The 23009-nt window shown below is 72.8% G+C and carries 20 protein-coding genes; 7 read left to right on the top strand and 13 right to left on the bottom strand.

Translation table 11 applies throughout. The features are described 5' to 3' along the window. Window positions 1-5 precede the first annotated feature (5 nt). Entirely contained in the window at window positions 6-1043 is a 1038-nt protein-coding gene (locus ACLHRZ_RS23755) for an ABC transporter substrate-binding protein (RefSeq protein WP_490420611.1), read from the bottom strand. 117 nt (window positions 1044-1160) lie between these two features. Here ACLHRZ_RS23755 and ACLHRZ_RS23750 point away from each other — a divergent pair, with 117 nt between their 5' ends. Genes ACLHRZ_RS23750 through ACLHRZ_RS23730 form a run of 5 tightly spaced genes read left to right on the top strand, consistent with a single transcriptional unit; the run spans window position 1161 to window position 6715 of the window. Next, window positions 1161-2228: a FecCD family ABC transporter permease gene (locus ACLHRZ_RS23750; RefSeq protein ID WP_490420509.1), complete on the top strand. Its 1068-nt coding sequence runs from the start codon at window positions 1161-1163 to the stop codon at window positions 2226-2228. Next, complete coding sequence (locus ACLHRZ_RS23745; RefSeq protein WP_490420508.1) at window positions 2225-3253, top strand: FecCD family ABC transporter permease; 1029 nt, start codon at window positions 2225-2227, stop codon at window positions 3251-3253. The genes ACLHRZ_RS23750 and ACLHRZ_RS23745 overlap by 4 nt, the downstream gene beginning before the upstream one ends. A gap of 35 nt (window positions 3254-3288) precedes the next feature. Next, a complete protein-coding gene (locus ACLHRZ_RS23740) occupies window positions 3289-4110 on the top strand; it encodes an ABC transporter ATP-binding protein (RefSeq protein ID WP_490420507.1) in 822 nt (273 codons plus the stop codon). After that, window positions 4107-6170: a penicillin acylase family protein gene (locus ACLHRZ_RS23735; RefSeq protein WP_490420506.1), complete on the top strand. Its 2064-nt coding sequence runs from the start codon at window positions 4107-4109 to the stop codon at window positions 6168-6170. The genes ACLHRZ_RS23740 and ACLHRZ_RS23735 overlap by 4 nt, the downstream gene beginning before the upstream one ends. Continuing rightward, the gene (locus ACLHRZ_RS23730; protein ID WP_490420505.1) at window positions 6167-6715 is read left to right on the top strand and encodes a GNAT family N-acetyltransferase; all 549 of its coding nucleotides are present in this window, start codon (window positions 6167-6169) and stop codon (window positions 6713-6715) included. Before ACLHRZ_RS23735 ends, ACLHRZ_RS23730 begins: the two co-directional genes overlap by 4 nt. A gap of 71 nt (window positions 6716-6786) precedes the next feature. Here the strand turns inward: ACLHRZ_RS23730 and gap are convergent, their stop codons facing one another. After that, window positions 6787-7809 (bottom strand): type I glyceraldehyde-3-phosphate dehydrogenase, encoded by a 1023-nt coding sequence (gene gap, locus ACLHRZ_RS23725; protein ID WP_490420504.1) that lies wholly within the window; start codon window positions 7807-7809, stop codon window positions 6787-6789. 110 nt (window positions 7810-7919) lie between these two features. On the opposite strand from gap, the gene ACLHRZ_RS23720 reads away from it, so the two are divergent. Continuing rightward, window positions 7920-8792, top strand: coding sequence for a LysR family transcriptional regulator (locus ACLHRZ_RS23720; protein WP_490420503.1), 873 nt, complete (start codon window positions 7920-7922; stop codon window positions 8790-8792). Between the two features lie 7 nt (window positions 8793-8799). Here ACLHRZ_RS23720 and ACLHRZ_RS23715 read toward each other — a convergent pair whose 3' ends face one another. The 8 genes from ACLHRZ_RS23715 to ACLHRZ_RS23680 all read right to left on the bottom strand — a co-directional run bounded on the left by ACLHRZ_RS23715 (window position 8800) and on the right by ACLHRZ_RS23680 (window position 18349). Then, window positions 8800-9384, bottom strand: coding sequence for a CGNR zinc finger domain-containing protein (locus ACLHRZ_RS23715; protein WP_490420502.1), 585 nt, complete (start codon window positions 9382-9384; stop codon window positions 8800-8802). Between the two features lie 5 nt (window positions 9385-9389). Beyond that, on the bottom strand, window positions 9390-10646 hold the full coding sequence (locus tag ACLHRZ_RS23710; RefSeq protein ID WP_490420501.1) for an MFS transporter: 1257 nt from the start codon (window positions 10644-10646) through the stop codon (window positions 9390-9392). A 254-nt stretch (window positions 10647-10900) separates the two neighbouring features. Further along, window positions 10901-11329, bottom strand: coding sequence for a cupin domain-containing protein (locus ACLHRZ_RS23705; protein ID WP_490420500.1), 429 nt, complete (start codon window positions 11327-11329; stop codon window positions 10901-10903). A 30-nt stretch (window positions 11330-11359) separates the two neighbouring features. Continuing rightward, window positions 11360-12991 (bottom strand): acetate--CoA ligase, encoded by a 1632-nt coding sequence (locus ACLHRZ_RS23700; protein ID WP_490420499.1) that lies wholly within the window; start codon window positions 12989-12991, stop codon window positions 11360-11362. Next, window positions 12988-16185 carry an FAD/NAD(P)-binding protein gene (locus ACLHRZ_RS23695; RefSeq protein WP_490420498.1) on the bottom strand — a complete coding sequence of 1066 codons (3198 nt, stop codon included), beginning with the start codon at window positions 16183-16185 and terminating at the stop codon, window positions 12988-12990. The genes ACLHRZ_RS23700 and ACLHRZ_RS23695 overlap by 4 nt, the downstream gene beginning before the upstream one ends. Then, complete coding sequence (locus ACLHRZ_RS23690; RefSeq protein WP_490420497.1) at window positions 16182-16649, bottom strand: cobalamin B12-binding domain-containing protein; 468 nt, start codon at window positions 16647-16649, stop codon at window positions 16182-16184. The genes ACLHRZ_RS23695 and ACLHRZ_RS23690 overlap by 4 nt, the downstream gene beginning before the upstream one ends. A 159-nt stretch (window positions 16650-16808) precedes the next feature. Next, the gene (locus tag ACLHRZ_RS23685; RefSeq protein ID WP_490420496.1) at window positions 16809-17615 is read right to left on the bottom strand and encodes a COG4705 family protein; all 807 of its coding nucleotides are present in this window, start codon (window positions 17613-17615) and stop codon (window positions 16809-16811) included. A gap of 86 nt (window positions 17616-17701) precedes the next feature. Beyond that, on the bottom strand, window positions 17702-18349 hold the full coding sequence (locus tag ACLHRZ_RS23680) for a ScbR family autoregulator-binding transcription factor (protein WP_490420495.1): 648 nt from the start codon (window positions 18347-18349) through the stop codon (window positions 17702-17704). Between the two features lie 239 nt (window positions 18350-18588). On the opposite strand from ACLHRZ_RS23680, the gene ACLHRZ_RS23675 reads away from it, so the two are divergent. After that, window positions 18589-19467, top strand: a complete 879-nt coding sequence (locus ACLHRZ_RS23675) for a ScbA/BarX family gamma-butyrolactone biosynthesis protein (protein WP_490420494.1) — start codon at window positions 18589-18591, stop codon at window positions 19465-19467. On the opposite strand, the gene ACLHRZ_RS23670 is transcribed toward ACLHRZ_RS23675, so the two are convergent. The 3 genes from ACLHRZ_RS23670 to ACLHRZ_RS23660 all read right to left on the bottom strand — a co-directional run bounded on the left by ACLHRZ_RS23670 (window position 19457) and on the right by ACLHRZ_RS23660 (window position 22986). Beyond that, the gene (locus ACLHRZ_RS23670) at window positions 19457-20224 is read right to left on the bottom strand and encodes an SDR family NAD(P)-dependent oxidoreductase (protein ID WP_490420493.1); all 768 of its coding nucleotides are present in this window, start codon (window positions 20222-20224) and stop codon (window positions 19457-19459) included. The genes ACLHRZ_RS23675 and ACLHRZ_RS23670 overlap by 11 nt on opposite strands. A 126-nt stretch (window positions 20225-20350) precedes the next feature. Then, a complete protein-coding gene (locus tag ACLHRZ_RS23665) occupies window positions 20351-21577 on the bottom strand; it encodes an FAD-dependent monooxygenase (RefSeq protein ID WP_490420492.1) in 1227 nt (408 codons plus the stop codon). A 581-nt stretch (window positions 21578-22158) separates the two neighbouring features. Next, window positions 22159-22986, bottom strand: a complete 828-nt coding sequence (locus tag ACLHRZ_RS23660; protein ID WP_490420491.1) for a hypothetical protein — start codon at window positions 22984-22986, stop codon at window positions 22159-22161. Between the last annotated feature and the right edge of the window lie 23 nt (window positions 22987-23009).

The following is a 23009-nucleotide window of genomic DNA, read 5'->3' as shown; positions in this document are numbered from 1 at the left end:
GTACGTCAGCTCACTTTCTTGGCATCCTGGATGGCCTTGGCGAGGGTTTCGAGCAGCGGGGCGGCGCCCGCGTACGAGAAGCGGGGCACGGAGTCCCACGGGGTGATCTGGTTCGCCTTGACGGCGGGGAGCTCCGCCCAGGCGGGCTTGCCGGCGAGGGCCTTGGGCTGCAGCTGGCCGTCGCGGTTGTCGAGCAGGATCAGGTCGGCCTTGTACTTGCCGGCGTTCTCCCAGCTGAGGCTCTCGAAGTAGCCGCCCTCGTCCAGCTTCTCGGGGACGATCAGGTCGACGCCGAGCTCGGCGAAGTACATGAGGTCCGAGTTGGACTTGGGGTTGGAGACGTAGAGCAGGTCGGCGCTGGCGGACGCGGCCATGACCTTGAGTCCGCCGCTCGCCTTGGCGGCCTTGCGCAGCGTCTCGGCGGCGGCCTCGAAGCGGGCCTTGGCGTCGGTGACCTTCTTGGCCTTCAGGTCGGCGCCGAGGGACTCGGCCAGCTCGGCGTAGCGCTTGATGGGCTCGGTCATGGGGACCCGGGCGGTGCGGATCGCGACGCTGGGGGCGCCGAGGCCCAGGATCTTGTCCTTGCTCTCGTCCGGCACGTACCAGAGCGCGCCGTCGTTGAACATGTGCGTCACGAGCAGCTCGGGGCGCAGGGCCGCGTACTTCTCGATGCTGAACTCGCCCCAGGCGTTGCCGAGCACGGTCACCTTGTCGACGTTCAGGTCCCCGGCCTGCGGGACGGCCTTGCCGTCCTTGTCCTTGGTCTCGCCGAAGACGCCGACGACCTCCTTGTCGAGGCCGAAGTCGACGAGGGCGGCCGCGGTGCCGGTGAAGGCGACGATGCGCTTCGGCGTCGACTTGGCGGTGACCTTCTTCTTGCGGTCGTCGGTGAAGGACCAGCTGCCGCCGCCGTCGCCCTCCTTGCCGGAGGAGCCCGAACCGCCGCTTCCTCCGCAGGCGGTGAGGAGGGCGCCGAATGCGGCGACGCCGCCCGCGGTGAGCAGGCCGCGGCGGGAGAGGCGGTGGGGGCTGTTGTGCGGCATGGCTGTGTCTCTCACCGTTCGGGGGTGGCCCTGAGGCCGGAGTCATATTAGGTTAACCTAACCTAATCTAAAGTCCAGTGGGGGTGGCCACCGCTCCCCGTGACCCGGAGCACGCCCGTGCCTCTCACCAAGTCACCGCAAGCCCCAGCGGCTTCGACGGCGCCACCGCCCTCCCCCGGGCGGCCGCCCGGCAGCACCCGCGCCTCCCTGCGCGCCGCCGGACTGGCCGGCTCCCTGCTGGTGCTGCTGGCCGTCGTGGTGCTCAGCATCGGGTTCGGCGCCAAGCAGCTCTCGCCCGCCGAGGTGTGGCACGGGCTCTTCGACAGCGGCTCCCCGAGCTACACCGTCGTCCACAAGATGCGCCTGCCCCGCACGCTGCTCGGCCTGCTGGCCGGAGCCGCCCTCGGCCTGGCCGGCGGTGTGATGCAGGCGCTGACCCGCAACCCGCTCGCCGACCCCGGCCTGATGGGCGTCAACGCGGGCGCCTCCGCGGCCGTTGCCTCCGCGGCCTCCTTCCTCGGCGTGGCCACCTTCGACGGCTACGTGTGGTTCGCCCTCGCCGGAGCGGGAGCCGTCGCGGCCCTGCTCTACGCGGTGGGCGGCGGCCGCGGGGCGACCCCGGCCCGGCTGGCGCTCGCCGGCTCGGCGCTCAACGCCACGCTCTACTCGTACGTGAGCGCCGTGATGCTGCTGGACACCGCCTCGCTCGACAAGATGCGCTTCTGGACGGTCGGTTCGCTGGCCGACGCCCGGCCCTCCACCGTGCTCAAGGTGCTGCCGTTCATCGCCGTGGGCCTGCTGATCGCCCTCGCCCTGGCCCGGCCGCTCAACGCCCTGGCCCTCGGCGACGACTCGGCCCGCGCCCTCGGCGCCCGTCCCGCCCTCACCCGCGCGGCCTCCATCGTCGCCGTGACGCTCCTGTGCGGAGCGGCCACCGCGGCCTGCGGGCCGATCGTCTTCGTAGGACTGATGGTGCCCCACTTCGTCCGCACCCTGACCGGTCCCGACCTGCGCTGGATGCTGCCCTACTGCGCGGTGCTCGCGCCCGTCCTGCTGCTCGGCGCGGACGTGCTCGGCCGGGTGCTGGGCCGGCCCGGCGAACTCCAGGTGGGCATCGTGACAGCCGTCCTCGGCGGTCCGCTGTTCCTGTACTTCGTGCGACGCGGAAAGGCGGTGCGCGCATGAGCGTCATCCGCTTCGCGGGCGGCCGCTCCGTCCGCTTCCGCCCGCGGGCGCTGGCCGCGGGCGCCGGATGCGCCGTACTGGCGCTCGTCCTGGCCGTGTTCGCCATCGGCAGCGGCGACTACCCGATCGGCCCGGCGGACGTCGTCCGCAGCCTCGTCGGGGACGGCGACCCCGCGCACGACTTCATCGTCAACGAACTGCGCCTGCCCCGCGTCGTCACCGCCCTGCTCGTCGGCGCCGCCCTCGCGCTGGCCGGCGCGCTGTTCCAGTCGCTCGTCCGCAACCCGCTCGGCAGCCCGGACGTGCTCGGCTTCACCCAGGGCGCGGCGGTCGGCGCGCTCGCCGTCGTCGTCGCCGGGGGCAGCAGCCTCGCCCTCGCGACGGGCGCGGTCACCGGCGGCCTCGTCACCGGCGCCGTCATCTACCTGCTCGCCTGGCGGCAGGGCGTGCACGGGCAGCGGCTCGTGCTCATCGGCATCGGAACGGCCGCCATCCTCACGGGCGTCAACGGCTACCTGCTGACGCGCGGACAGCTGATGGACGCGGCGCGGGCCGTCCTGTGGCTCACCGGCAGCCTGGACGGACGCGGCTGGAAGGACGTGCTGCCGCTGGCCGTTGCGATGGCCGTGCTGGTCCCCGTGGTGCTCCTCGGCTGCAGCCGCCCGCTGCGGATGATGGAGATGGGCGACGACGCGTCGAGCGGCCTGGGCATCCCGGTCGAGCGGCTGCGCCTGGTACTGCTGGCCGCCGCCGTCCTGCTCGCCTCCTTCGCCGCGGCCGCCGCCGGCCCGGTGAACTTCGTCGCCCTCACCGCACCCCAGCTGGCCAAGCGGCTGACGAAGTCGCCGGGCCCGAACCTGCTCGCCTCGATGGCCACCGGCGCGGTCCTGCTCGTCGGCGCCGACCTGATCGGGCAGCAGGCCTTCCCCGGCCACCAGCTGCCGGTCGGCGTGGTGACCGGCGTCCTCGGCGGCGGCTACCTCGTCTGGCTGCTCGCCACCGAGCGCAGGGCGGGCCGGATATGAGCGCCACAACGACACTTGCGAACGGAGCACGGACCATGGCACCCCACGGCGCACCGCGGCTGAGCGGCAGCGACCTGACCCTCTCCTACGAGCAGCGGACCATCGCCGAGGGCCTGACCGTCGCCGTTCCGGACCAGTCCTTCACGGTGGTCGTCGGCCCCAACGCCTGCGGCAAGTCCACCCTGTTGCGCGCCCTGTCGCGCACCCTGAAGCCCGCCGCCGGGACCGTGCTGCTGGACGGCCAGGACATCGCCTCCCTGCCCGCCAAGCAGGTCGCCCGCACGCTGGGCCTGCTGCCCCAGTCGTCGATCGCCCCCGATGGCATCACGGTCGCCGAACTCGTCGCCCGCGGCCGCTACCCGCACCAGAAGCTGCTGCGCCAGTGGTCGCCGGAGGACGAGCGCGTCGTCACCGGATCCATGGAGGCGACCGGCGTCGCGCAGCTCGCCGACCGGATGGTCGACGAGCTGTCCGGCGGCCAGCGCCAGCGCGTGTGGATCGCCATGGCCCTCGCCCAGGAGACGCCGCTGCTGCTCCTCGACGAGCCCACGACCTACCTCGACATCGCCCACCAGCTGGAGATCCTCGACCTGTGCGCGCGCCTGCACGAGGAGCAGGGCCGCACGCTGGTGGCAGTCCTGCACGACCTCAACCAGGCCGCCCGCTACGCCACGCACCTGATCGCCATGCGCGACGGGCGGGTGGTGGCCGAGGGCGCGCCGGGCGACGTGGTGACGGCCGAACTGGTGGAAGAGGTCTTCCGGTTGCCCTGCCGGGTCATCGACGATCCGGAGACGGGCACGCCGCTCGTCGTCCCGGCGGCCCGGCGACGCGTGCCGGTCGGAGGCAAGGCATGAGCTTCGAGGTCTACCGGGACCCCTGGGGCGTCCCGCACCTGCGCGCCGGCAGCGCGGACGAACTCGCCTTCGCCCAGGGCCACAACGCCGCGGCCGACCGCGCCTGGCAGCTGGAGGTGGAGCGGCACCGCTCGCAGGGCACCTCGGCGTCCTTCCTCGGGGCCGACGCCGTCGGCTGGGACCGGCTCGCACGGCAGGCGCGGCTGGACGACACGGCGCGGCGCTGCTTCGAGCGGCTGGACGCCGGGACGGCCGCGTGGGTCCGGCGCTACGTCGACGGCGTGAACGCAGGCCTGGCCGAAGGGGCCGGGAAGGCGCCGGAGTTCGCCCGCACCGGACTCGTCCCCGGGCAGTGGCGGCCGTGGACGCCGCTCGCCGTGTGGCTCTCCCACCACCTCCTCTTCGCGGGCTTCCCGGCCAAGCTGTGGCGCGAGCACGTGGCCCGCACGCTGGGCGCCGACGCCGTCGGGCTGTTCGCCACGGACGGCCCCGGTGCGTCCGGCAGCAACGGCTGGCTCGTCGCGGGCGACCGCACCGCCACCGGAGCCGCCGTCGTCGCGGGAGACCCGCACCGCTTCATCGAGGACCCGGGCATCTACCAGCAGATCCGGCTGTCCTGCCCGGAGTTCGACGTGGTGGGCCTGGCCGTCCCCGGCGTCCCCGGCACCGGCCACTTCGGCCACACCGGGACGGTGGCCTGGGCCATCACCAACGCCATGGCCGACTACCAGGACCTCTACCGCGAACGGCTGCGCAGAAGCGGCACGCAGGTCGAGGCGCTCGGCCCGGACGGCTGGCGGCCGGCCGCCGCGCACACCGAGACGATCGAGGTGGCCGGGGGAGACCCGGTCGAGGTCGAGGTGATCGAGACCGAGCGCGGTGTGGTCGTCATCGGCGACGGCGGCGAGGGCGACGCCGACGAGGCCGTCAGCCTCCGCTGCCCGCCGCGCGTCCGCGAGGACCTGGGCTTCGCCACGCTTCCCGCACTGCTGCGGGCGAGGACGGTGGCCGACGTGGACCGGGCGTTCGACGCATGGGCGGAGCCCGTGAACGTCGTCCTGGCCGCGGACACCGAGGGCGGGCTGCTGCACCGCGTCGCGGGCGCGGTGCCGGTACGGCACCCGGACAACGGGCGGCGGGTCGTACCGGCCTGGGAGCCGGCCCACGCATGGCGCGGCTGGCACGAGGAGATGCCGCGCGAGACGGTCGACGGCGTCGCCGTGATGGCGAACGCGCGGGGCATCGCGGCGCCGCTGGGCGTCGAGTTCGCCGCGCCGCACCGTGCCGTACGCATCCGGCAGCTGCTCGACGGGCGGACGGCGTGGACGGCGGAGGACATGGCGGCCGTGCACCGCGACACCCGTCTCGCCTCGGCAGAGCCCCTGTTGGAGCTGCTCGGCACGCTGGACGGGCTCGGCCCCGAGGCCGCGGCGCTGCGCGACCGGCTCCTGAACTGGGACCGGCACATGGACGCCGACAGCACCGACGCCATGGCGTACGCCGCCGTGCGGTCGGCCGTCGTGCGCCGCCTGGCGGCCCACCCGGTGCTCGCGCCGCTGGCCGAACCCCCGGCGTATCCCGGGGTCTTCCTGCCCTGGCTGTCGCTCACGGCACGCGTCGCCTACGCCCTGGAGGGGCTGCTGACGGGCGGGCTGCTGCCCGCCGCCGACCGGGCCGAGGCCGTCAGGGCGGCGGCCGAGGAGGCCGCCGGGGAGCCCACGGCCGCCTGGGGCGAGGCGCACCGCCTCGCGCCCTGGCAGGCGCTTCCCGCCGAGGAGCCCGAGGAGTGGCCCGCCCTCTCCGGCGACCACGACTGCGTGATGTCCGCATCGAACGTGCCGGGACTGACCCACCGCGCGGCGCGCTCCTCGGCGGCGCGCTACGTGTGGGACGTCGCGCGGCGCGACAACAGCCGCTGGATCGTCCCGCTCGGTGCCTCCGGAGTGCCCGGCGACGTCCACCACCGCGACCAGCTGCCGCTGTGGCAGCGCGGAGAGCTCGTTCCCGTCATCACCGACTGGGACCGGCTGACCCTGGAACGGGAGTACACCACCGCATGACCTTCGTGCACGAGCAGAAGATCGACGGCTTCGGCACCGTCGGCATCCGCCCGGTCGCCCCCGCGGCCGACATCGACCTCATCCACGCCTGGGTGAGCGAGGAACGCGCCCGCTTCTGGGGGATGCGGGAGGCGGGGCGCGAACGGGTGCTGGAGATCTACGAGTACCTGGACTCGCTGAGCACGCACCACGCGTATCTGATCCACCGGGACGACCGTCCCGTGGCCCTCTTCCAGACGTACGAGCCGGAGCACGACCCGGTCGGCGAGTGCTACGAGGTCCGGCCCGGCGACTTCGGCATCCACTTGATGGTGGGCCCGATGGCCGGGGCTCCCGAGCCGGGCTTCACGGAGGCGCTGCTGTCGGTGTTCCTGGGGTGGGTCCTGGACGCGGATCCGTCGCGGCGGCGGATCGTGGCCGAACCGGACGCGCGCAATGAGAGGGCCATTGCGCGCTTGGAGCGGTCCGGGTTCGGCCGGGGGCCGGAGATCGAACTGCCCGGCAAGCGGGCGCGGTTGATGTTCCTGGAGCGGGACGCCCGCTGAGCGATCGGGTGCGGGCCGTCCGTGGCTGGTCGCGCAGTTCCCCGCGCCCCTTCGGGGCGCGGTACTCCCGCTCAGCGGACGGGCCCCGTACCCAGGAGCTCCGCCAGGTCGAGGGTGCGGTGCGAGAAGCCCGCCTCGTTGTCGTACCAGCCCGTGATCTTGATCAGGGAACCCCGACCCGGCCGGTCCTCCCCCACCATCGTGAGCGGAGCGTCGAACGTGCAGGAGGCCGACGAGCCGACGATGTCGGAAGAGACGAGCGGGGCCTCCGAGTAGTCCAGCAGCCCCTCCAGCTCCCCCTCGGACGCCTTGCGGAAGGCCGCGTTGACCTCCTCCGCAGTGACCTGGCGGCTCAGCTCGACCGTGAGGTCCACGGCCGAACCGACCGCCACGGGCACGCGCAGCGCCATGCCGTCCAGCCGGCCCGCCAGTTCGGGGAGCACCTTGCCGATCGCCCGGGCGGCACCCGTGCCGGTGGGGATGATGTTGCACGCCGCGGCGCGGGCGCGGCGGTAGTCGTGGTGCGGCAGGTCGTGCAGGCGCTGGTCGTTGGTGTAGGCGTGCACGGTGGTCAGCAGACCGCGCTCGACGCCGAAGCCGTCGTGGAGCACGCGGGCCATGAGTGCGGCGCAATGGGTGGTGCAGGACGCGTTGGACACGATCCTCTGACGCCCGTCGTACGCACCCGAGTTGGCGCCCATCACGACGGTCAGGTCCTCGTTGCTGGCCGGGGCGGAGATGATGACGCGGCCCGCGCCGGCCCGGATGTGACGTACTGCGTCCTGCGCGTCGGTGAATGCACCGGTGGATTCGACGACGACGTCGATGCCGAGTTCGGCCCAGGGGAGGAGCGCGGGGTCCTGTTCGCGGAACGTCCGGATGCGGTGCCCGGCGACCGTCAGGGCCTCGCCGTCGGAGGTGACCTCGTCCTCCAAGCGGCCGTGGACCGAGTCGTATTGGAGGAGGTGGGCGAGCATCCCCGGGTCGGCGAGGTCGTTGACGGCGACGACCTCCACCGCGCGGCGTTGTAATGCCGCGCGGGCCACCGCGCGTCCGATGCGCCCGAATCCATTGATTGCCAGCCGGATCGTCATAAGGGCTGTCCTTTCTTGATTTTGGGCAAAGAGAACCAGCGGAATGTTTACTGATCCCCCATCCGTGCCGACGATCGTGTGTTAGGTATGTCCGCGGAGGTGGGGGATACATGGAGTTTCGCTGGCTGGAGACGTTCGCGGTGGCTGCCCGGGAGGGCAGCATGAGCGCCGCGGCCACCAGGCTGGGCTATGCGCGCTCGACCGTGACCGGCCATATCCAGGGGCTGGAAAGGTCGTTGGGTGCGAAACTGTTCGACCGGTCGAAGCCGGGGCACCCGCTGACGATGTCGGGGGCGGCGCTGCTGAAGCACGCGGAGACGGTGCTGGAGGAGCTGTCCCGGGCCAGGGCCGCGGTCGCCGCCTCCGAGGACGGCCGGGTGCAGTCGCTGCGGCTGGGGGCGACGGAGTCGGTCTGCGCGTACCGGCTTCCGGTGTTCCTGCGGATGCTCAACCGGCTGATGCCCGAGCTCAAGGTCGAGGTCGAGGCCGCTCCGGTCGGGGCGTTACGGGAGCAGGTGGCCGCGGGCCGCCATGAGGTCGTGCTCATCAACGGGGTGCGCGAGCAGGGGAATTCCGAGCGGCGCGACGAGGCGACGCAGCGGAGGCTGTGGGAGGAGAAGGTCGTCCTGATCGGCACTCCCGAGGCGGCCCGAAGACCCAGGCGGGTGCTGCTGACCGCGCCGGGCTGCGCGTACCGGGAGATCGTCGAGCGCGAGTTCCTCGGCCGGCTGCCGAAGGTCGAGGTGCTGCAGGTCGGCAGCGTGGAGGGCGTGAAGTCCTCGGCCCTGTCGAACCTGGGGGTGGGCCTGCTGCCCATGGTGGCGGCCAAGCCCTTCCTGTCGGGCGGGCAGTTGGTGGAGCTGCCGTTGCGCACGTCCCACACCGTGGTGACCGATGCGATCTGGAACCCGGAGGCCTGCCCGCCCGCCGTGGTCGGGCACTTGCAGCGGCTGCAGTCCGCCTCCGGGGGCGAGGACCGGTGAGCGGCGTTCATGCCGTCTCCGCCTTCCGGGCCCGGTGGGCCGCGACGTAGTGGCGGTTGCCGCAGGCGGCGGGCGAGCACCAGCGGCGCCGCCGCCCGCGGGAGGTGTCGAGGTAGACCAGGTCGCAGGTGGGGCCTGCGCAGATGCGCAGGTCCTTCCGCTCGTCCGAGCCGAGGAGCCGGATCGCGTCCTCGGCGACGACGGCCAGCAGCCGGTCGCACCGGACGGGGCCGGCCAGGCGGCGGAGGAGCGTGCCGTCGGCGTCCCGCGTGAGGATCTCGGCGGGCCGCCGGGCGGCGGCGGTGCGGTTCAGTTCGTCGATGTCGTGCGGGGAGGCCTGCTCGCCCCGGAGCTCGCTGTGGACGATGCGGTGCAGCCGGCCGCGCAGGTCCTTGAAGTCCTGCAGCCAGGCGGCGTCGACGTCCGCTTCCTGCCCCGCGGGGACGAGGCCGGTGCGGTGCAGCCAGGTCACCAGCCGGCCCGTGCCGTCCAGGCGCTCCACCGGGCTGGTGGAGAGGCGGCCCCCGACGGTGGCGAGCAGGTCCAGGCAGCGGCGTCCGGTGTCGAACCGCAGGTCCGGGGAGGCGGCCACGCGGATCACTTCCTTCCCGGCGCGAGGGGGACGGCCAGCAGCGTGGCGACGGCGCAGACGATCCACACCAGGGACCAGGAGGCCCCGGCCAGGACGGGCACCATCAGGGGGGCGAGGAACCCGGCGGCGAAGACCGTGGTGTTCTCCAGCCCCAGGGCGGTGCCGGCCCGCTGGGCCCCGGCCATGTGGGCGATCTCGGTGTAGGCGACGCCGTGCCAGGCGTTGGCGAGGATACCGCTGACGACCAGGGCGGCGACCACCGCCCAGGTGGGTCCGTGGGTCAGTGCGGCCGCCGCGGCCAGGGCGACGGTGGCGGCCAGGCCGACGGCCCGCACGTACGGCCGCCTGCTGCCCGCGTGCTTGTCCGTCCACCGTCCCGATCCCACGCGGGCGGCGGCCCCGCCGATCTGGACGATGACGACGGCGGAGGCGCCGACGGCGAGTGCGGCGTGGTGGGCGTCGTGGAGGAAGACGCCGATGAAGGTGAGGATCGCGAACTGGGGGATGGTCAACAGGCCGGAGGCGAGGGCGAGTCGCCACACGTTGCGGTCCTTCAGCGGGGAGACCTGCGCGGTGTCCGCCGTCGCGGCGGCCGTGGCCGGGCCGGAGGCCTCCTCCTCGGGCGAGTGCATCCACCGGTGCGTGGCGACGGCGGCGGCGAAGCAGAACAGCGCGAGGATGCCGTAGACCGCCCGGAAGCCGAAGCCGACGGCGAGCCAGGGCAGCAGCGCCGAGCCGATGGCGCCGCCGGCCGGGATCGCGGTCTGCCGCAGGCTCATGGCCAGTCCGCGTTGCCCGTCCTTGAACCAGGCCATCACGGCCCGGCCGGAGGAGCCGTTGACGGATCCGCCGAGAGCGCCGACGAGCAGCAGCCCTCCGGCGAGCATGCCGATGCCGGGGATGCCGGAGGAGGTGGGGACGACGGCCAGGGCCATGACGCCGAGGACGATGCCGGTGGTGATGAGGCCCGTGAGCAGGATGCGGCGTTCGCCGAACTTGTCGGTCCAGATGCCCCAGGCGATCTCGGAGACGGCGATGCCCAGCGAGATCGCCGCGAGCACGATGCCGAGCGTGCCGTTGGTCAGGTGGTAGGCGCTGCGCATGGCGGTCGAGGTGGTCGGGATGCCCTGGAAGGCGGCGGAGAAGGCGGCCTGCGAGGCGATGCCGATGCCGAGGATCGTCCAGCGGTGGCGGGGCCCGAAGGTGCGGGCCCTGACGGGCTGCGGATCCTGGGCCTTGGGCCGGGTGAGGGAGAGGGACACGACGGCTCCTTCTGGAGGTCGGACTGAAAGGGGTCAGAGTGCTTACGTGGTGCGTGATCGTGCCCCGAAGGGGCGCGGGGAACTGCGCGACCAGCCACGACGAGCTCGCAGTCGACACACTGCACTTCTCGCGGCGTTCGGCGCCTCGCGTAAGAGGTTCGATTGCTTACTGAGATGATGCGGGGCCGTCCGCCGTGGCTCAAGGCGGTGCCGGCGGACGGCAACGCGTGTTCGGGAATCGTGAACCGGGCTTGTCAGGAGGCCTGTTGGAGCGGGAGTACCGGCTGCTCCCAGACCACCAGCAGGACGGCGCCGTTGGCCGACCGCGGGGCGTGGACCGAGCCCGGGCTCATGACCAGCATGCTTCCGGCCGGATGGGCGCCGGCCTCGGTCTCCAGCTGTCCCTCGAAGACGTAGATGATCTCGTAGCCCTGGTGCCGGTGCGGCACGGTGGCGGCTCCGGGCCCGTAGCGGACGATGCCGGCGGCCGGGCCCCCGTCGCCGGTCTCCTCGGTGGTGTACAGCCGGTGGATGCCGACGCCGGTGCGGCCGTCCGCGGTGAGCGGTGCGAACGTCAACTCCTCGAACGTGAGGCCGCGTTCCTCGACGCTGCGCAGGATCACGGGCAGCGACGACGCCAGGGCTTCCGGTGCCGCGGCCTTGAGGGGGCTGGTGACGGACATGACGGTTCTCTCCTCGGGGGTCGTGGAGGCTCAGGAGCGGGCGGGGGCGGGGCTCAGGGCGGCGCGGCGGACCTTGCCGGACGCCGTGCGGGGGAGCCGGCCGGTGAAGGCGATGGTGTGGACCCGCAGGGCGGGGGTGACGCGGGCGTCCACGTGGGCGAGCAACTCGTCGGCGGTCGTGGCCTGTTCTGCGGCCAGTTCGACGACGGCGTGGGCGGCCCTGCCGAGGGTCGGGTGCGCCGCGGGGACGACGGCGGCCTCGCGCACGGCCGGATGGGAGCGGAGCACGGCCTCCAGTTCGTAGGGGGAGACGCGGTGTCCGCCGGACTTGAAGACGTCGTCGGAGCGGCCGAGGATCCGGATGTAGCCGTCCGCGTCCGTCTCGCCGATGTCGCCGGTGAGGTACGTGCCGTCGCCCAGGGGCGGTGCGGTGGGGGTGGCCACGGGGTCGTAGCCGGCCATCATGCCCGCGGGGTCGTTCGCGAGGTCCACGCACACCCGGCCGTCGTCGGTGCGGACGTCCCAGCCGGGGAGCGGTCTGCCCAGCCGGCCGGGCCGGCGGGGCATGCCGGGTGTGGTGCCGATCAGGGCCGTGGTCTCGGTCTGGCCGTAGCCGTCGCGGACCGGCACCCCCCACGCCCGCTCGATCGCGTCGGCGACCTCGGCGGGAAGCGGTTCGCCCGCGCTGGTCGCCTCCCGCAGCCGCGGGGCGGCGGCGTCGAGGTGCTGCGCGATCCGGGACCACAGGGAGGGCGGGGCGCACAGGCTGGTGACGTCCCGCGCCGCCAGGAGGCCCGGCAGTTCGCCGGGCTCGGCGCCGCCGTCGGGCAGTACGACCAGTGTGGCTTCGGCGGTGAACGGCACGAACAGGCTGGACCAGGAGTGTTTGGCCCACCCGGGCGCCGAGACGTTCAGGTGCCGGTCCCCGGGCTGCAGCCCGTTGAAGTACATCGACGACAAGTGCCCTATGGGGTACGAGACATGGGTGTGGGTGACGAGCTTCGGTGCCGAGGTGGTGCCGGAGGTGAAGTAGGCGAAGGCCACATCCGTCGCAGGGGTGGGGGCGGAGGGGACGAACCGCTCTTCGGCGGTGGACGAGGCGGCGTAGTCGGTCCAGCCGGCCACCGGCGCACCCACCGCGATGCGGGTCGCCGGCGGGAGGCCGGCGAACCGGTCCGTGAGGTCGCTCCGGCAGATCACGTGCCGCACCCGGCCCCGCCCGGTGCGGTCCTCGGCCTCGGCGCGGGTCAGCGACGTGTAGACCGGGATGACCACGGCGCCGATCTTCAGGCAGGCGAGCAGCGTCTCCCACAGCTCGGCCTGCTGGCCGAGGGCGATCATCACCCGCTCCCCGCGGCCGACGCCCTGCCCCGCGAGCCAGTTGGCGACCTGGTCGGAGCGGGCCGACAGCTCCTGATAGGACACCGTCACCGTGCCGCCGTCGGCCTGAATCAGCTCCAGGGCGGGCCGCCGGTTGCCGTCGGCGACGACGTCGAACCATTCGAGCGCCCAGTTGAACGTCTCCGGCCTCGGCCAGGTGAAGGCGGCCCGGGCGGCGTCCAGGTCCGTGCGGAGGTCCAGCAGGAGGTCGCGGCTGCGGCGGAACATCGCGTGGGCTGCGGTGCGGCGCATCCGGCCGTACGCGTCGTCGTGGCGCATCATCGGTTCGCTCCTTCCAGGGCGCGGGGCCGGGCCGTCTGCCGCAGGCCCGCCAGGGCGTCGGCGGCGATCGCGTCGGCGTCCTTGGTGAACTCGGTCCACGGGCCGGGCCGGGAGGACCCGACCTGCATGAACCACCGTTGTCCCTCCGTGGGGATGCCGAGCACGTACATCCCGTCGGCTGCCGTTCCGTCCGCGTCGAGCGGCCGGTACGGGGACTCGGTGACGGCGACGCCCCCGGTGTCGAAGCTCTGGCCGCCCGCGGTGTTCGCCCACGAGGTCCACAGTCCGGCACGGGTGAGGCAGCGGGTCAGCGGAGCGGGGTCGCGGGCGAGGTCGGTGCCGGGGATCCGGGCGTCGATCAGCACCTCGCAGAGCTGCGGCGCCTCGTCGACCTGGCCGGACGACACCGCGAACGCCCCGGCGTCCTCGTCGGAGCCGAACCGGGCCTCGGGACCGGCCACTTCGAGGATCCCGGCGTCCATCAGCGCCAGGGTCTGCTCCAGCCGCACCATCGGGGGACCGGCCGCCAGGAAGGCGCTCAGCGGGCCGAACCGGCCGAGGAAGTCCTCGCGGTGCGACGCGGCCGTGAGGCCTCCGTGGTCGACGGCCAGCCGGATCGTGCCGCGCACGTCGCGCAGGACGTCCAGGGCGGCCTTGAGCGGACCGTCGAGGTTGCCCAGGCGGGCCTGGGCGACGTCGGCCGCGATCGACTCGGCCAGGGTGGCCGCGTATTCCTTCGCGCTGTCGAAGTGGCGGCCGGCGAACGGGCGGGCCAGGCGGTTCACGTCCAGGGGCGGCAGGAGGTCCAGGCCGAAGCGTTCGGCCAGTTGCCGGGCCGTCTGCTCGGCGGTGTCGGCCCCGGCGACCGAGATCTCGGCCACGAGGCTGTCGGTGTAGGCGTGTTCCACCTCGGTGCCGTAGCGGGCACGGACCGCTGTGGCGTAGTAGACGAGCTGCATCTCCGCGTCGAGCCACGGCCACACGTCCCGGCGGAAGTCCAGCGGGCCGCGGGCGCGCAGGGCCCTGATGCGCTGCGGGGTGAACAGCCGCGCCCTGTACCGCCAGTCCGGGCCCTTCTGGTTGCGGCCGCGGGCCGGGAGCGGCACCCCGGAGCGGGAGCCGGCGAGGATCCGGGGCTCGCGTCCCGAGGGGACGTACCGCAGTCCGCCGTGTCCGTCGTCCTCGAACCGGCCGCCGCGGCCGCAGGTCAGGGCGGCGGTGACGTCGTAGAAGGACAGGCCCATGCCGAGCACGGCGACCCGCGTCCCGGGCGCGACGGCACCGAGCGGCATGTCGGCGGCGCTGTCACCGCGGATGTAGCGCAGGTGCGGGCGGTCGCCGGCGAAGGCGGCCAGTCCGGCCTGGTCGGCGGAGAGTTCGGTGACGGGGTGGCCGGTGGTCATCACGACCCGGTCCGCGGCCAGCTGTTCCCCGCCGGAGAACGTCAACTGCCAGGCGCCGCCGTCCTTGTGCACACCGGTGACCTCACCGGTGACACGTCTGAGGCGTACGTGCGACGGCAGCGAGGCCTCGACCGCGTCCAGGTAGAACTGCAGGTACTCGCCGTACAGCGCGCGCGGTGCGTAGGCGTCCGGACCCGGGTGGCCGCCGGGGTCGGCCGTGGACCACCACTGGGCCAGGGTCGGCCCGGCACCGGCGCGCACGGGGCCGTCGTCCAGCGGGCCGGAGAACATCGTGACCTCTCCGCATGCGGTGTTCATCAGGAAGGAGGTGTCCTGGCCGGTGCGCCACACGCGCCCGGTGCCCACCTGCACCTTGTCGACGATGCTGATCTCCACGTCGCGGCCGGGGAGTTCACGCTCCAGCCGGGCGGCGAGCCGCTCGGCGACGGACAGGCCGCGCGGGCCGGAGCCGACGATCGCGATCCGGTACGGCGCCGCGGCGTCCAGCGCCGCCGCCTCCCGGTCGTGGCTGTCGGCGGTGTAGCGCAGCATGCCGAGCAGCCGGGCGGAGGTGACCGCCCTCGTGGTGGAGGAGTGCACCGGCAGCGGCATCGCCCCCGTCTTCGCCCAGCGCAGCCGCCCGTCGTCGCCGATCATCCCCTGCGCGGCACCGGTGTTGTCGCGGTGCAGGCAGAACGGCACGTCCAGCAGCCCGGCGGCGAAGCCCTTCCGCAGGGCCGACCCGATGTCCGGGTCGAGGCCCAGCACGGCCTCGATCAGCGCCAACGCCTCGGTGTAGACGGTCTCGTAGTCGACCTGGCGGGCCCAGGGCAGCTCGCATTCCTCCGTCAGCGCCTCGCGCCCCTTGCGCGTGGCCCGTTCCAGCGCCGCGATGTTCTCCCCGACGGTGGGGATGCGGTGCGCCTCGGCCGCCGTCTTGACGATCAGGCGCTGGGCGCCGCCGCGCACGGCGACCTGGGCGGAGGTGTCCAGCAGCAGCCCGGCCCCGGCCTCGGTGCCCGGGTAGACGCCCATGTAGGTGTAGAGCACCACGTGCCGGGCCACGTCGGCCGGCAGGAACGTCTCGGCGAGGTGGTGCAGCGCGGCCAGTGCCTCGATGTCCTGCACCGGGTGGGTCTGCTGGGCGTACGACAGGGAGACGGACGTCAGGCCGTGCTGCGCGAAGAACATCGCCTCCAGCACACTGATCGCCACCAGCAGCGACGGCGGGCACATCTGGCCGAGCATGCAGCCGCCGAAGGTCTCCAGGTGGGCGCGGAGCCCGTTGGCCGCGGTGCCCTCGGCGAACCGGCGGGAGGCGTCCGCCCAGGCCGGTATCGCCTCGGCGAGCGGCAGCCGGGAGTACGGGAGGCAGTACGAGACGGGGCCGCCCTCGGAGGCCGACAGTCCCGCGGCCACCATCGCGTCGAAGATGTGGGCGGGGCGCGCCGATCCGTGCCGCACCTGCACCGGGATGCGGTGCCCGGTGGCGGCGGCGACCTGTGCGGTGGTCACCGGCCCGTGGTTGACGATCGGGAAGCCGTTGAGGTGCTTCCCCTCGGCCAGGGCCGCCTCGGCGCCGGCGATGTCCTCGACGCGGGTGTAGGAGTCGATCGTCATGGTGCCGACGGTGCGGGCCCGGGCGGCGGCGACCGCCCGCAGCCCGGCGGCCATCTCGGCCGGGCCGGACATCCCCATCCGCGGCTGGACCACCAGCCGGCCTTCCTGCGCGGCCTGTTCGACGTAGCTCTGCATGTCGATCGCCGGGCGGTTCCGCAGCTCCGCGCTCATGCCGCCACCGCCTCGTCGGCCGTGAGGGCACCGGCACCGGCCAGCTCGTTCAGGGCCCGGCCGAAGTCGGCCGGGTCGGACCCCTCGGTGAACACGGCGCGGAATCCGGCCGCGAGCAGCTCCTCGGCCAGGTCCGCGTCGGCAGCGCCCCGGATCCCCAGCTTCCCGCCGATCATCACGGGCACCCCGGACACCTCCGGGTCCGCGTCGGCCTGCAGCAGCCGGATCATGCGGGCGCCGTCCAGGTGCCCGTGCCCGTTCACGGAGGAGATCACCACCGCGTCGGGCCGGTGGCCGCGGACCGCCTCGACCAGCACCTCGTCGGGGACGCAGGCGCCGAGGTTGTGCACCTCGTAGCCGCCCTCTTCGAGGAGCAGCTGCAGGAAGACCAGGTTCCAGGTGTGCGAGTCGGAGGAGACGGTCGAGAGGACGATGCGCCTCTTGCGACGGACCGGGACTGACATGTTGAACCCCCCGTTTATTCCGGGTCGTTGGCGTTTTCGCGGACAACCAAACGATCGTCGAAAACGCACGCCGGACACAGGGGGCTTCGGGAGTCGTGAACGGTGTTCGGGGAGCCGGTAGCGGAGTCGCCGCCGGGGCGCGTCAGCCTCGCTGTTCTCCTACCACTGGCCTCGCGGCGTGTCCCGCCGGCTGACGGCCAAGTACCCGACGAGGCACAGGATCGGGACCAGCAGCGACAGGGTCACCGGGCCCGTCCCCCAGCCGAGGCCGCCGCGGTCGGACGGTACGCCCATCCAGTCCGCGAACGACGCGCCCAGCGGGCGCGTCAGGATGTACGCCGACCAGAACGCCGCCACCGGGTTCAGCCACGCGAAGCGCCCGGACAGCGCCGGCACGGCGATGGCCGCCGCGAAGAGGATGCCGGAGGCCAGGTAGCCCAGGTGCAGCGTGCCCGCCGTGAGGTCGCCGATCGCCGTGCCGAGGGCGAACGTGGCGAGCACCGTGGCCCAGTAGAACGTCTCGCGCCGGCGGGTGCGGATGCTGTGCACGGCCAGGGTCTTCTCGGACGCGTACCAGCCGGCCAGAACGGCCGCCAGCGCCAGGCAGAACGCCACCGCCGAGACGGTGTAGGGGATGCCGGCCACGACGTGGACGACGTCGGCGGCCATGGTGCCGAAGACGCTGACCATGACGACCGCGGACCAGTAGATCCACGGCCGGTAGCGCGCCGAGCGGAACTGCAGCGCCAACAGGGCGGAGAATCCGGCGAGTCCGAGGCAGCCGGCGGGTATCGGGCCGAGCGTCCGGCCCAGGTAGTCCGAGGCGGTCTCGCCCATGCCGGTGGTGAGTACCTTCACCACCCAGAACAGGGCCGTCACCTCGGGCACTTTGCTCAGGCCCGTCCCCGCCTCTGCCGGACGCCTGCGCGTCCGCTCGGCCACCGTGCCAATGCCCGTTGCCGGCATGGTCCCTCCGCCCTCTCCGCTGCGATTGTCTACAGAACTGTAGACAGAGGGGGAGGGGCTTTCTCAGGCTTCTCTCATGTGGTCTCTCACGTGGTCTCTCTGATGTCGTCCACGGGCGTCATCAGCCGCAGCGGCCGGTCCGGCGCCATGTCCAGCCGGGCCAGCACGCCCGGCACCGCGATGTTGGGCATCATCAGCTGGTAGAGCAGGGAGATCTCGTGCGCGAGGTCCGGCGGCTCGGGCATCGCCTCGGCGGTCAGCTGGACGCCCGTCCACGCGCCGACCATGAGGCGTGCGACCTCCTCGGGGACGATGTGCGGCAGGGTCTCGCCCTGGTCCTTGGCCTCCTGGATCAGCGCGGCGGTCACCGTGATCCAGTCGGGCCACCGGGTGCCGAACATGGCCCGGGCCCGTTGGTCGACGGACAGCCGGATCGAGGCGCGGAGCAGCGGCTCGCGCTGGACCCGGTAGGCGAGCAGCAGCGAGGTGTCCAGCAATTCCTGCAATTTGAACGGCTGGGGCGAAACGCCCTCGGTTGTCACCGCTTCGTCGAGAACGCCCCGGGCAAGATCCTCTTTCGAGCTGAAGTGGAAATACAGGGCACCCCGGGTGACCTTGGCGCAGGCAAGGATCTGGGCAATCGTGGCGGCCTCGTACCCGGACTCGTCGAAGACTTTTCCGGCAGCCTCCAGAATCGCCTGCCGGGTCCGGATCGCGCGCTCCTGCTGCGCCACGGCAATCCCCTCCTTCTGCTCCGTCCCCCCTGGCGATAAGTACCGATTGATAGGTATCTTGTCGCAACGTCCTGCCCCACTCGAACGTTCGAGTAGGCACCCCAGGGGGGATCATGTCCGCAACGGTGTACCAATCCTGCACTCTGGCCCCGGAAACCCCGAAATCGGAGTCCGGCCGCCAGCAGGTCCCGGCCGCCAGCCTGCGGAAATCCCCTGTTCACGGGGAGGTGCCCCGGCTGGTGCCCAAGGAGCTCGTGCATCTGAAGGACCAGAGCGGCGTTCTCGTCACCGGCTGGACGCGCCCGGCGCCCGAGGTATTCCTGGTCGGCGCCGAATGGCCGGGCGAACCGGAAGCTCCCGGCGGCGGCCGGTCCGCGGCCGCAACGGCCGCCGCGCTCGTCCGGCAGTGCGGGCTCGCCGTTTCCCACGCCGCGTTCGGGGTGCCGCTGGAATACCAGTCGCTCCTGAAGAAGCTGAACTGCACCCTGACCGAACCGGAACCGGAATGGCGGGGCGGGCGCACGCCCGTCACCGTGGAGCTGAATTGCTCGCAGATGATCCGGCGCAGCGGGCGGGTACTCGGCGCCGAGATCATGGAATTCACGGTCCGGCACGAGGGCCGGGTGGTGTGCCGGGCCGACTCGCGGGCCCAGTGGATCTCCCCGCCGGTCTACCGGCGGCTGCGCGACGGACACCTGACGGTGCCCTGGGGCGTGTGGGACGTGCCGGAGCCGGTGGCGCCGGAGCGCGTGGGCTGCTCCTCGGCCGCGGAGGTCGCCCTGTCCGCCACCGGCCGCCCGGACCGCTGGCTGCTGCGCAACGACCCGGCGAACACCGAGATGTTCGACCACCCCGTCGACCACGTCCCCGGCCTCGCCCTGCTCACCGCCGCCCAGCAGGCGGCCCTGGCGTCCTGCGGCCCGCGCTGGTCCGCGCCCGTGGCCGTCTTCACCTCCTTCAGCCGGTACGTCGAGTTCGACGCGCCCTGCCTGCTGGACGTCCGGACGTCGGGGAGCGGTGTCGTCGAGGTCACCGGGAGCCAGCACGGACAGCCGGCCTTCCAGATCGTCCTCACCGGCCGGTCCGCCGGTCGCCTCACCGCTTGCCCTACTGGTTGACGAAGCCGCCGTCCACCGGCACCACGGCACCCGTCAGGAACGGCGACCGGTCGCTCAGCAGCCACGCCACCGTCTCGGCGATCTCCTCCGGGGCGGCCGTGCGGCCCTGCGGCGTCATGGAGTGGGACGACTCCTCCTGCCCCGGGTTGCGGGCGAACCAGTCCGCCGTGATCTCGCTGCGCGTCGTGCCGGGCGCCACGGCGTTGACCCGGATCCCCTGCCGGGCGTATTCGTCGGCCGCGGCCCGGGTCAGGCCGACCACGGCGTGCTTGGAGGCGACGTAGGGAGCGGCGGCCGGGATGGCGACGAGCCCGCCGACGCTGCTGTTGTTGACGATGGCGCCGCCGCCGTTTTCCAGCATGGCCGCTATCTCGTGACGCAGGCAGTTCCAGACGCCCCGGACATTGGTCTCCATGATCGCGTCGTAGACGTCGTCCGCCATGAGGTGCAGCGGGGTCCGGTCGCCGCCGATTCCCGCGTTGTTGAATGCGGCGTCCAGCCGGCCGTACTTCTCGACCGCGAACGCGACCGCGCTGCGCGCCGCCTCGGGGCAGGTGACGTCGGAGACGACGTACGAGGCCTCGGCACCGGACTGCCGCAATTCCTCGGTGACGGCGGCCAGCCGTTCCTCGCGGCGGCCGGTCAGCACGACGGTGGCGCCTTCCCGCGCGAAGACGCGGGCTGCGGCGGCGCCTATGCCGGAGCCGGCGCCGGTGATGAAGGTGACTTTTCCGGGGAGCAGCAGATTCGCGGTCATGTTGTGCGAGTTTGCCAGGCAGCGGCCGCGCACGGGAAAGCACCCTTGGCCGCCCGGGAATCCCGGGCGGCCAAGGGGAGCGGCCCTCCATCGGAATAAAACATACCGTTTGTTCGGTATGGCTTCTCACCCGGGGTGGACGGGCGCGAGAGAGGCATAGTCCGGCAGCTCGATATCCCCGGCCTTCGCGAACTGCGCCGCGATCACATTCCGCAGCGGCCACCGGTTCATCCACCGCATCGAGGCGGCCCGCATGCGGATGGCGAGCGCACTGCGCGGCGCATATCCGGCGGTGCCGCCGGGCGGCAATTGCTGCGACGAGGCGACGTACGGCCGCATGAGCCGCTCGTACGCGGCGAACGCGGCCCGGTGGTCGCCGCGCGCCGCGGCCAGCTCGCCCGCCAGCAGATATCCGCCGACCAGGGCGAGGCTCGTGCCCAGCCCGGTGAGCGGTGTCGGGCAGTGGCCCGCGTCGCCCAGCAGCACGACGCGGCCGCGGGACCAGCGGTCGAGGTGCACCTGCCCGAGGCAGTCGAAGGCGAAGTCGGGCGCGGTGCGCATCGCGGCGAGCAGCCGCGGCACCTCCCACTCCGTGACGTGCGCGAAGTGCCGCGCGACCAGGTCCTGCTGAGCGGCGACGTCACGCCGGTCGTAGCGGAGCGGCTCCGTGGTCCGGAAGGCGAGCCCGGCCTTGATCTCGCCCGGCAGGCGCCCGGGCCGGGCGGACGCGACGAGCCCGCCGGGGGCGTTGTGCATGAGGTACCAGCCGTCGAGGTCGATGTCGGGGTCGGTGACCGTGAACCAGGAGATACAGCAGTCGAGTTGCCGCACGCACTGCTCCTCGGGCCCGAACGCGAGGCCGCGGACGGCGGAGTGCAGGCCGTCCGCGCCGACGACCAGGGCGAAGCGGCGCGGGGCCGCCTTCTCGAAGGTGACGGTGACGCCGTCGGCGTCCTCGTCGAGTGCGGTGACGGTGTCGTCGAAGAGGTACTCGGTGTGCGGTGCCGTTGCGTCGTACAGCACCTGCGCCAGGTCGCCGCGCAGGATCTCTATCTCGGAGATGATCCCCTCGCCGCCGAAGGCGTCCACGGGCATGCGGGCGGTGATCCGCCCCCGCCCGTCGACGAGTGCGATCCCGCGCTGCGAGACGGCGACGGCCCGGGCCTGGGGCATGAGCCCCATGCGCTCGACGACGGTGCGCCCGGCCCCGCGCAGATCGACGGTCTGCCCGCCGGGGCGGGGCGCGGGGGCGCGCTCGACGATGGTGGTGCGGTACCCGGCCCGGTGCAGCCAGTGCGCGAGCGCGGGGCCGGCGATGCCGGCGCCGGAGATGAGGACGTCGGTGGTCTGCATGGTGGCGAATGTACGGCGTACGCGCTCAACATCGCAAGGCTGGGCGGGGACTTCGGGGTGCGCCGTGCTAGTGCACTAGGGCGGGTGTGTGTGAGTGAGAGAGCACACTAGGGCGGTCGCGCTGGAGGGGGTGAGTTGTGTACGCGGGGGCTGTGCTCCGGGTACGGTACGGGGGAGGCCCCCGCCATGGACCGGATATCCACAACGAGGGCCAGACCGCAATGGCCTACCTGTCAGTCCTCAGCTGGTTGGAGGACTGGCAGGGTCATCGGCCGCGAAACCACCCCCGAACCTTCTGCGTCATGCGCTTCCAGATCGACGGGCGGATCTTGCGGTGACGCCCCACTGGCGCCCCCCTTCATGCAGCGCGGCCAAAACCCGGTGACCGCTGCCGGAGGAACCCGGGATCGGGTCCTCCACGAACCCGACGTCGTCGGCTCCTCTTTGAAGGGGGGCGCGCTCGGCGCGCCGTTGTGAACTCTACACGTTTGGCGGGCACTTGGTGTGTCGGTGGCGCTACGCGCGGTATTCGGGACGGTGGGGGTGGTGCTTCCGGTACGGTGCGAGGTGCAACCGGTGGCCTACTTGTCAGTCCTCAGTGGCTCGGAGGACTGACAAGGGGCGTCGGTCCGCTGCGCGCGATATCTGTTGCTGCGCATCGCAGCCCGTACCTGGGCCAGGCGGGCCGCAGTGTCCGAGCTGACCGTCGGGTCAAGTGGCCTTTCCTCGCCCCGGCATTGGCGGCACAAGCCGCCCGGCAGGGCCTCCGGGCGCCCCGGGATGCCGCACGCGGTGCATTCCATGATGCGGGCGGGCTGCCGGATCGGTCGCTCCGGCGGGATCTTGGTGGTCAGGCGCTTGCCGGCCAGCGCGACCGGCGAGTGCACCGGGTCCGGGAGGCCGCTCGTGAGGGCGGCGATCAGCTGCTCCTTCGTGGCCCCTCGGGCCAGCCATTCCGCTGCCAGCGGCTCCAGTTGGGCGCACTCCGCCGCCGAGAGCGTCATGCGGGGCGCGGTGCGGCCGACGGCCGCCAGCGCTTCGTACGCCTCGCTGCGGCTCGCCGCCCTGGTGGGCAGTGCCTCGTCGTGCTTCAGGTAGTGGTTCCACCATGCGTCGTCCCGCGCGGTGCGGGAGAAGTGCGTACGGGTCACCCACTGGGTGCCGATCTGTTCCCTGAAGCGGCGCAGGTGGCCCGCCTTCGAGAGGTTCTCCAGGGCCTTGGCCACTGCCTGCTGGCCGTACGCAGCCAGCTCTCTGGCCAGCGTCTTGATGTCGACGGCGGCGCCGTCCGGGAGTCGGTCGATGTGTGCGGCGACCGATGCCTCACGTTCGGGCAGGTGAGCGAAGTCGCCCGCGCGGCGGGGGGCTTGGTCGGGTACGGATTTTTTGCCGTAGCCCGGTCGGGCCATTGGGGGCGCGTACGGGGGCGCGG

The sequence above is a fragment of the Streptomyces sp. AM25 genome, from assembly GCF_058146165.1.
Note: the sequence above shows the minus strand (reverse complement) of the source record. Positions and strands in the feature narration are given on the sequence as shown.

What these genes read in the sequence shown, in the direction of transcription:
- ACLHRZ_RS23755 (WP_490420611.1), bottom strand. Translation starts at nt 1,043, where the DNA reads ATGCCGCACAACAGCCCCCACCGCCTCTCCCGCCGCGGCCTGCTCACC.
- ACLHRZ_RS23745 (WP_490420508.1), top strand. Translation starts at nt 2,225, where the DNA reads ATGAGCGTCATCCGCTTCGCGGGCGGCCGCTCCGTCCGCTTCCGCCCG.
- ACLHRZ_RS23740 (WP_490420507.1), top strand. Translation starts at nt 3,289, where the DNA reads ATGGCACCCCACGGCGCACCGCGGCTGAGCGGCAGCGACCTGACCCTC.
- ACLHRZ_RS23735 (WP_490420506.1), top strand. Translation starts at nt 4,107, where the DNA reads ATGAGCTTCGAGGTCTACCGGGACCCCTGGGGCGTCCCGCACCTGCGC.
- ACLHRZ_RS23730 (WP_490420505.1), top strand. Translation starts at nt 6,167, where the DNA reads ATGACCTTCGTGCACGAGCAGAAGATCGACGGCTTCGGCACCGTCGGC.
- gap (WP_490420504.1), bottom strand. Translation starts at nt 7,809, where the DNA reads ATGACGATCCGGCTGGCAATCAATGGATTCGGGCGCATCGGACGCGCG.
- ACLHRZ_RS23720 (WP_490420503.1), top strand. Translation starts at nt 7,920, where the DNA reads ATGGAGTTTCGCTGGCTGGAGACGTTCGCGGTGGCTGCCCGGGAGGGC.
- ACLHRZ_RS23705 (WP_490420500.1), bottom strand. Translation starts at nt 11,329, where the DNA reads ATGTCCGTCACCAGCCCCCTCAAGGCCGCGGCACCGGAAGCCCTGGCG.
- ACLHRZ_RS23700 (WP_490420499.1), bottom strand. Translation starts at nt 12,991, where the DNA reads ATGATGCGCCACGACGACGCGTACGGCCGGATGCGCCGCACCGCAGCC.
- ACLHRZ_RS23695 (WP_490420498.1), bottom strand. Translation starts at nt 16,185, where the DNA reads ATGAGCGCGGAGCTGCGGAACCGCCCGGCGATCGACATGCAGAGCTAC.
- ACLHRZ_RS23690 (WP_490420497.1), bottom strand. Translation starts at nt 16,649, where the DNA reads ATGTCAGTCCCGGTCCGTCGCAAGAGGCGCATCGTCCTCTCGACCGTC.
- ACLHRZ_RS23685 (WP_490420496.1), bottom strand. Translation starts at nt 17,615, where the DNA reads ATGCCGGCAACGGGCATTGGCACGGTGGCCGAGCGGACGCGCAGGCGT.
- ACLHRZ_RS23670 (WP_490420493.1), bottom strand. Translation starts at nt 20,224, where the DNA reads ATGACCGCGAATCTGCTGCTCCCCGGAAAAGTCACCTTCATCACCGGC.
- ACLHRZ_RS23665 (WP_490420492.1), bottom strand. Translation starts at nt 21,577, where the DNA reads ATGCAGACCACCGACGTCCTCATCTCCGGCGCCGGCATCGCCGGCCCC.
- ACLHRZ_RS23660 (WP_490420491.1), bottom strand. Translation starts at nt 22,986, where the DNA reads ATGGCCCGACCGGGCTACGGCAAAAAATCCGTACCCGACCAAGCCCCC.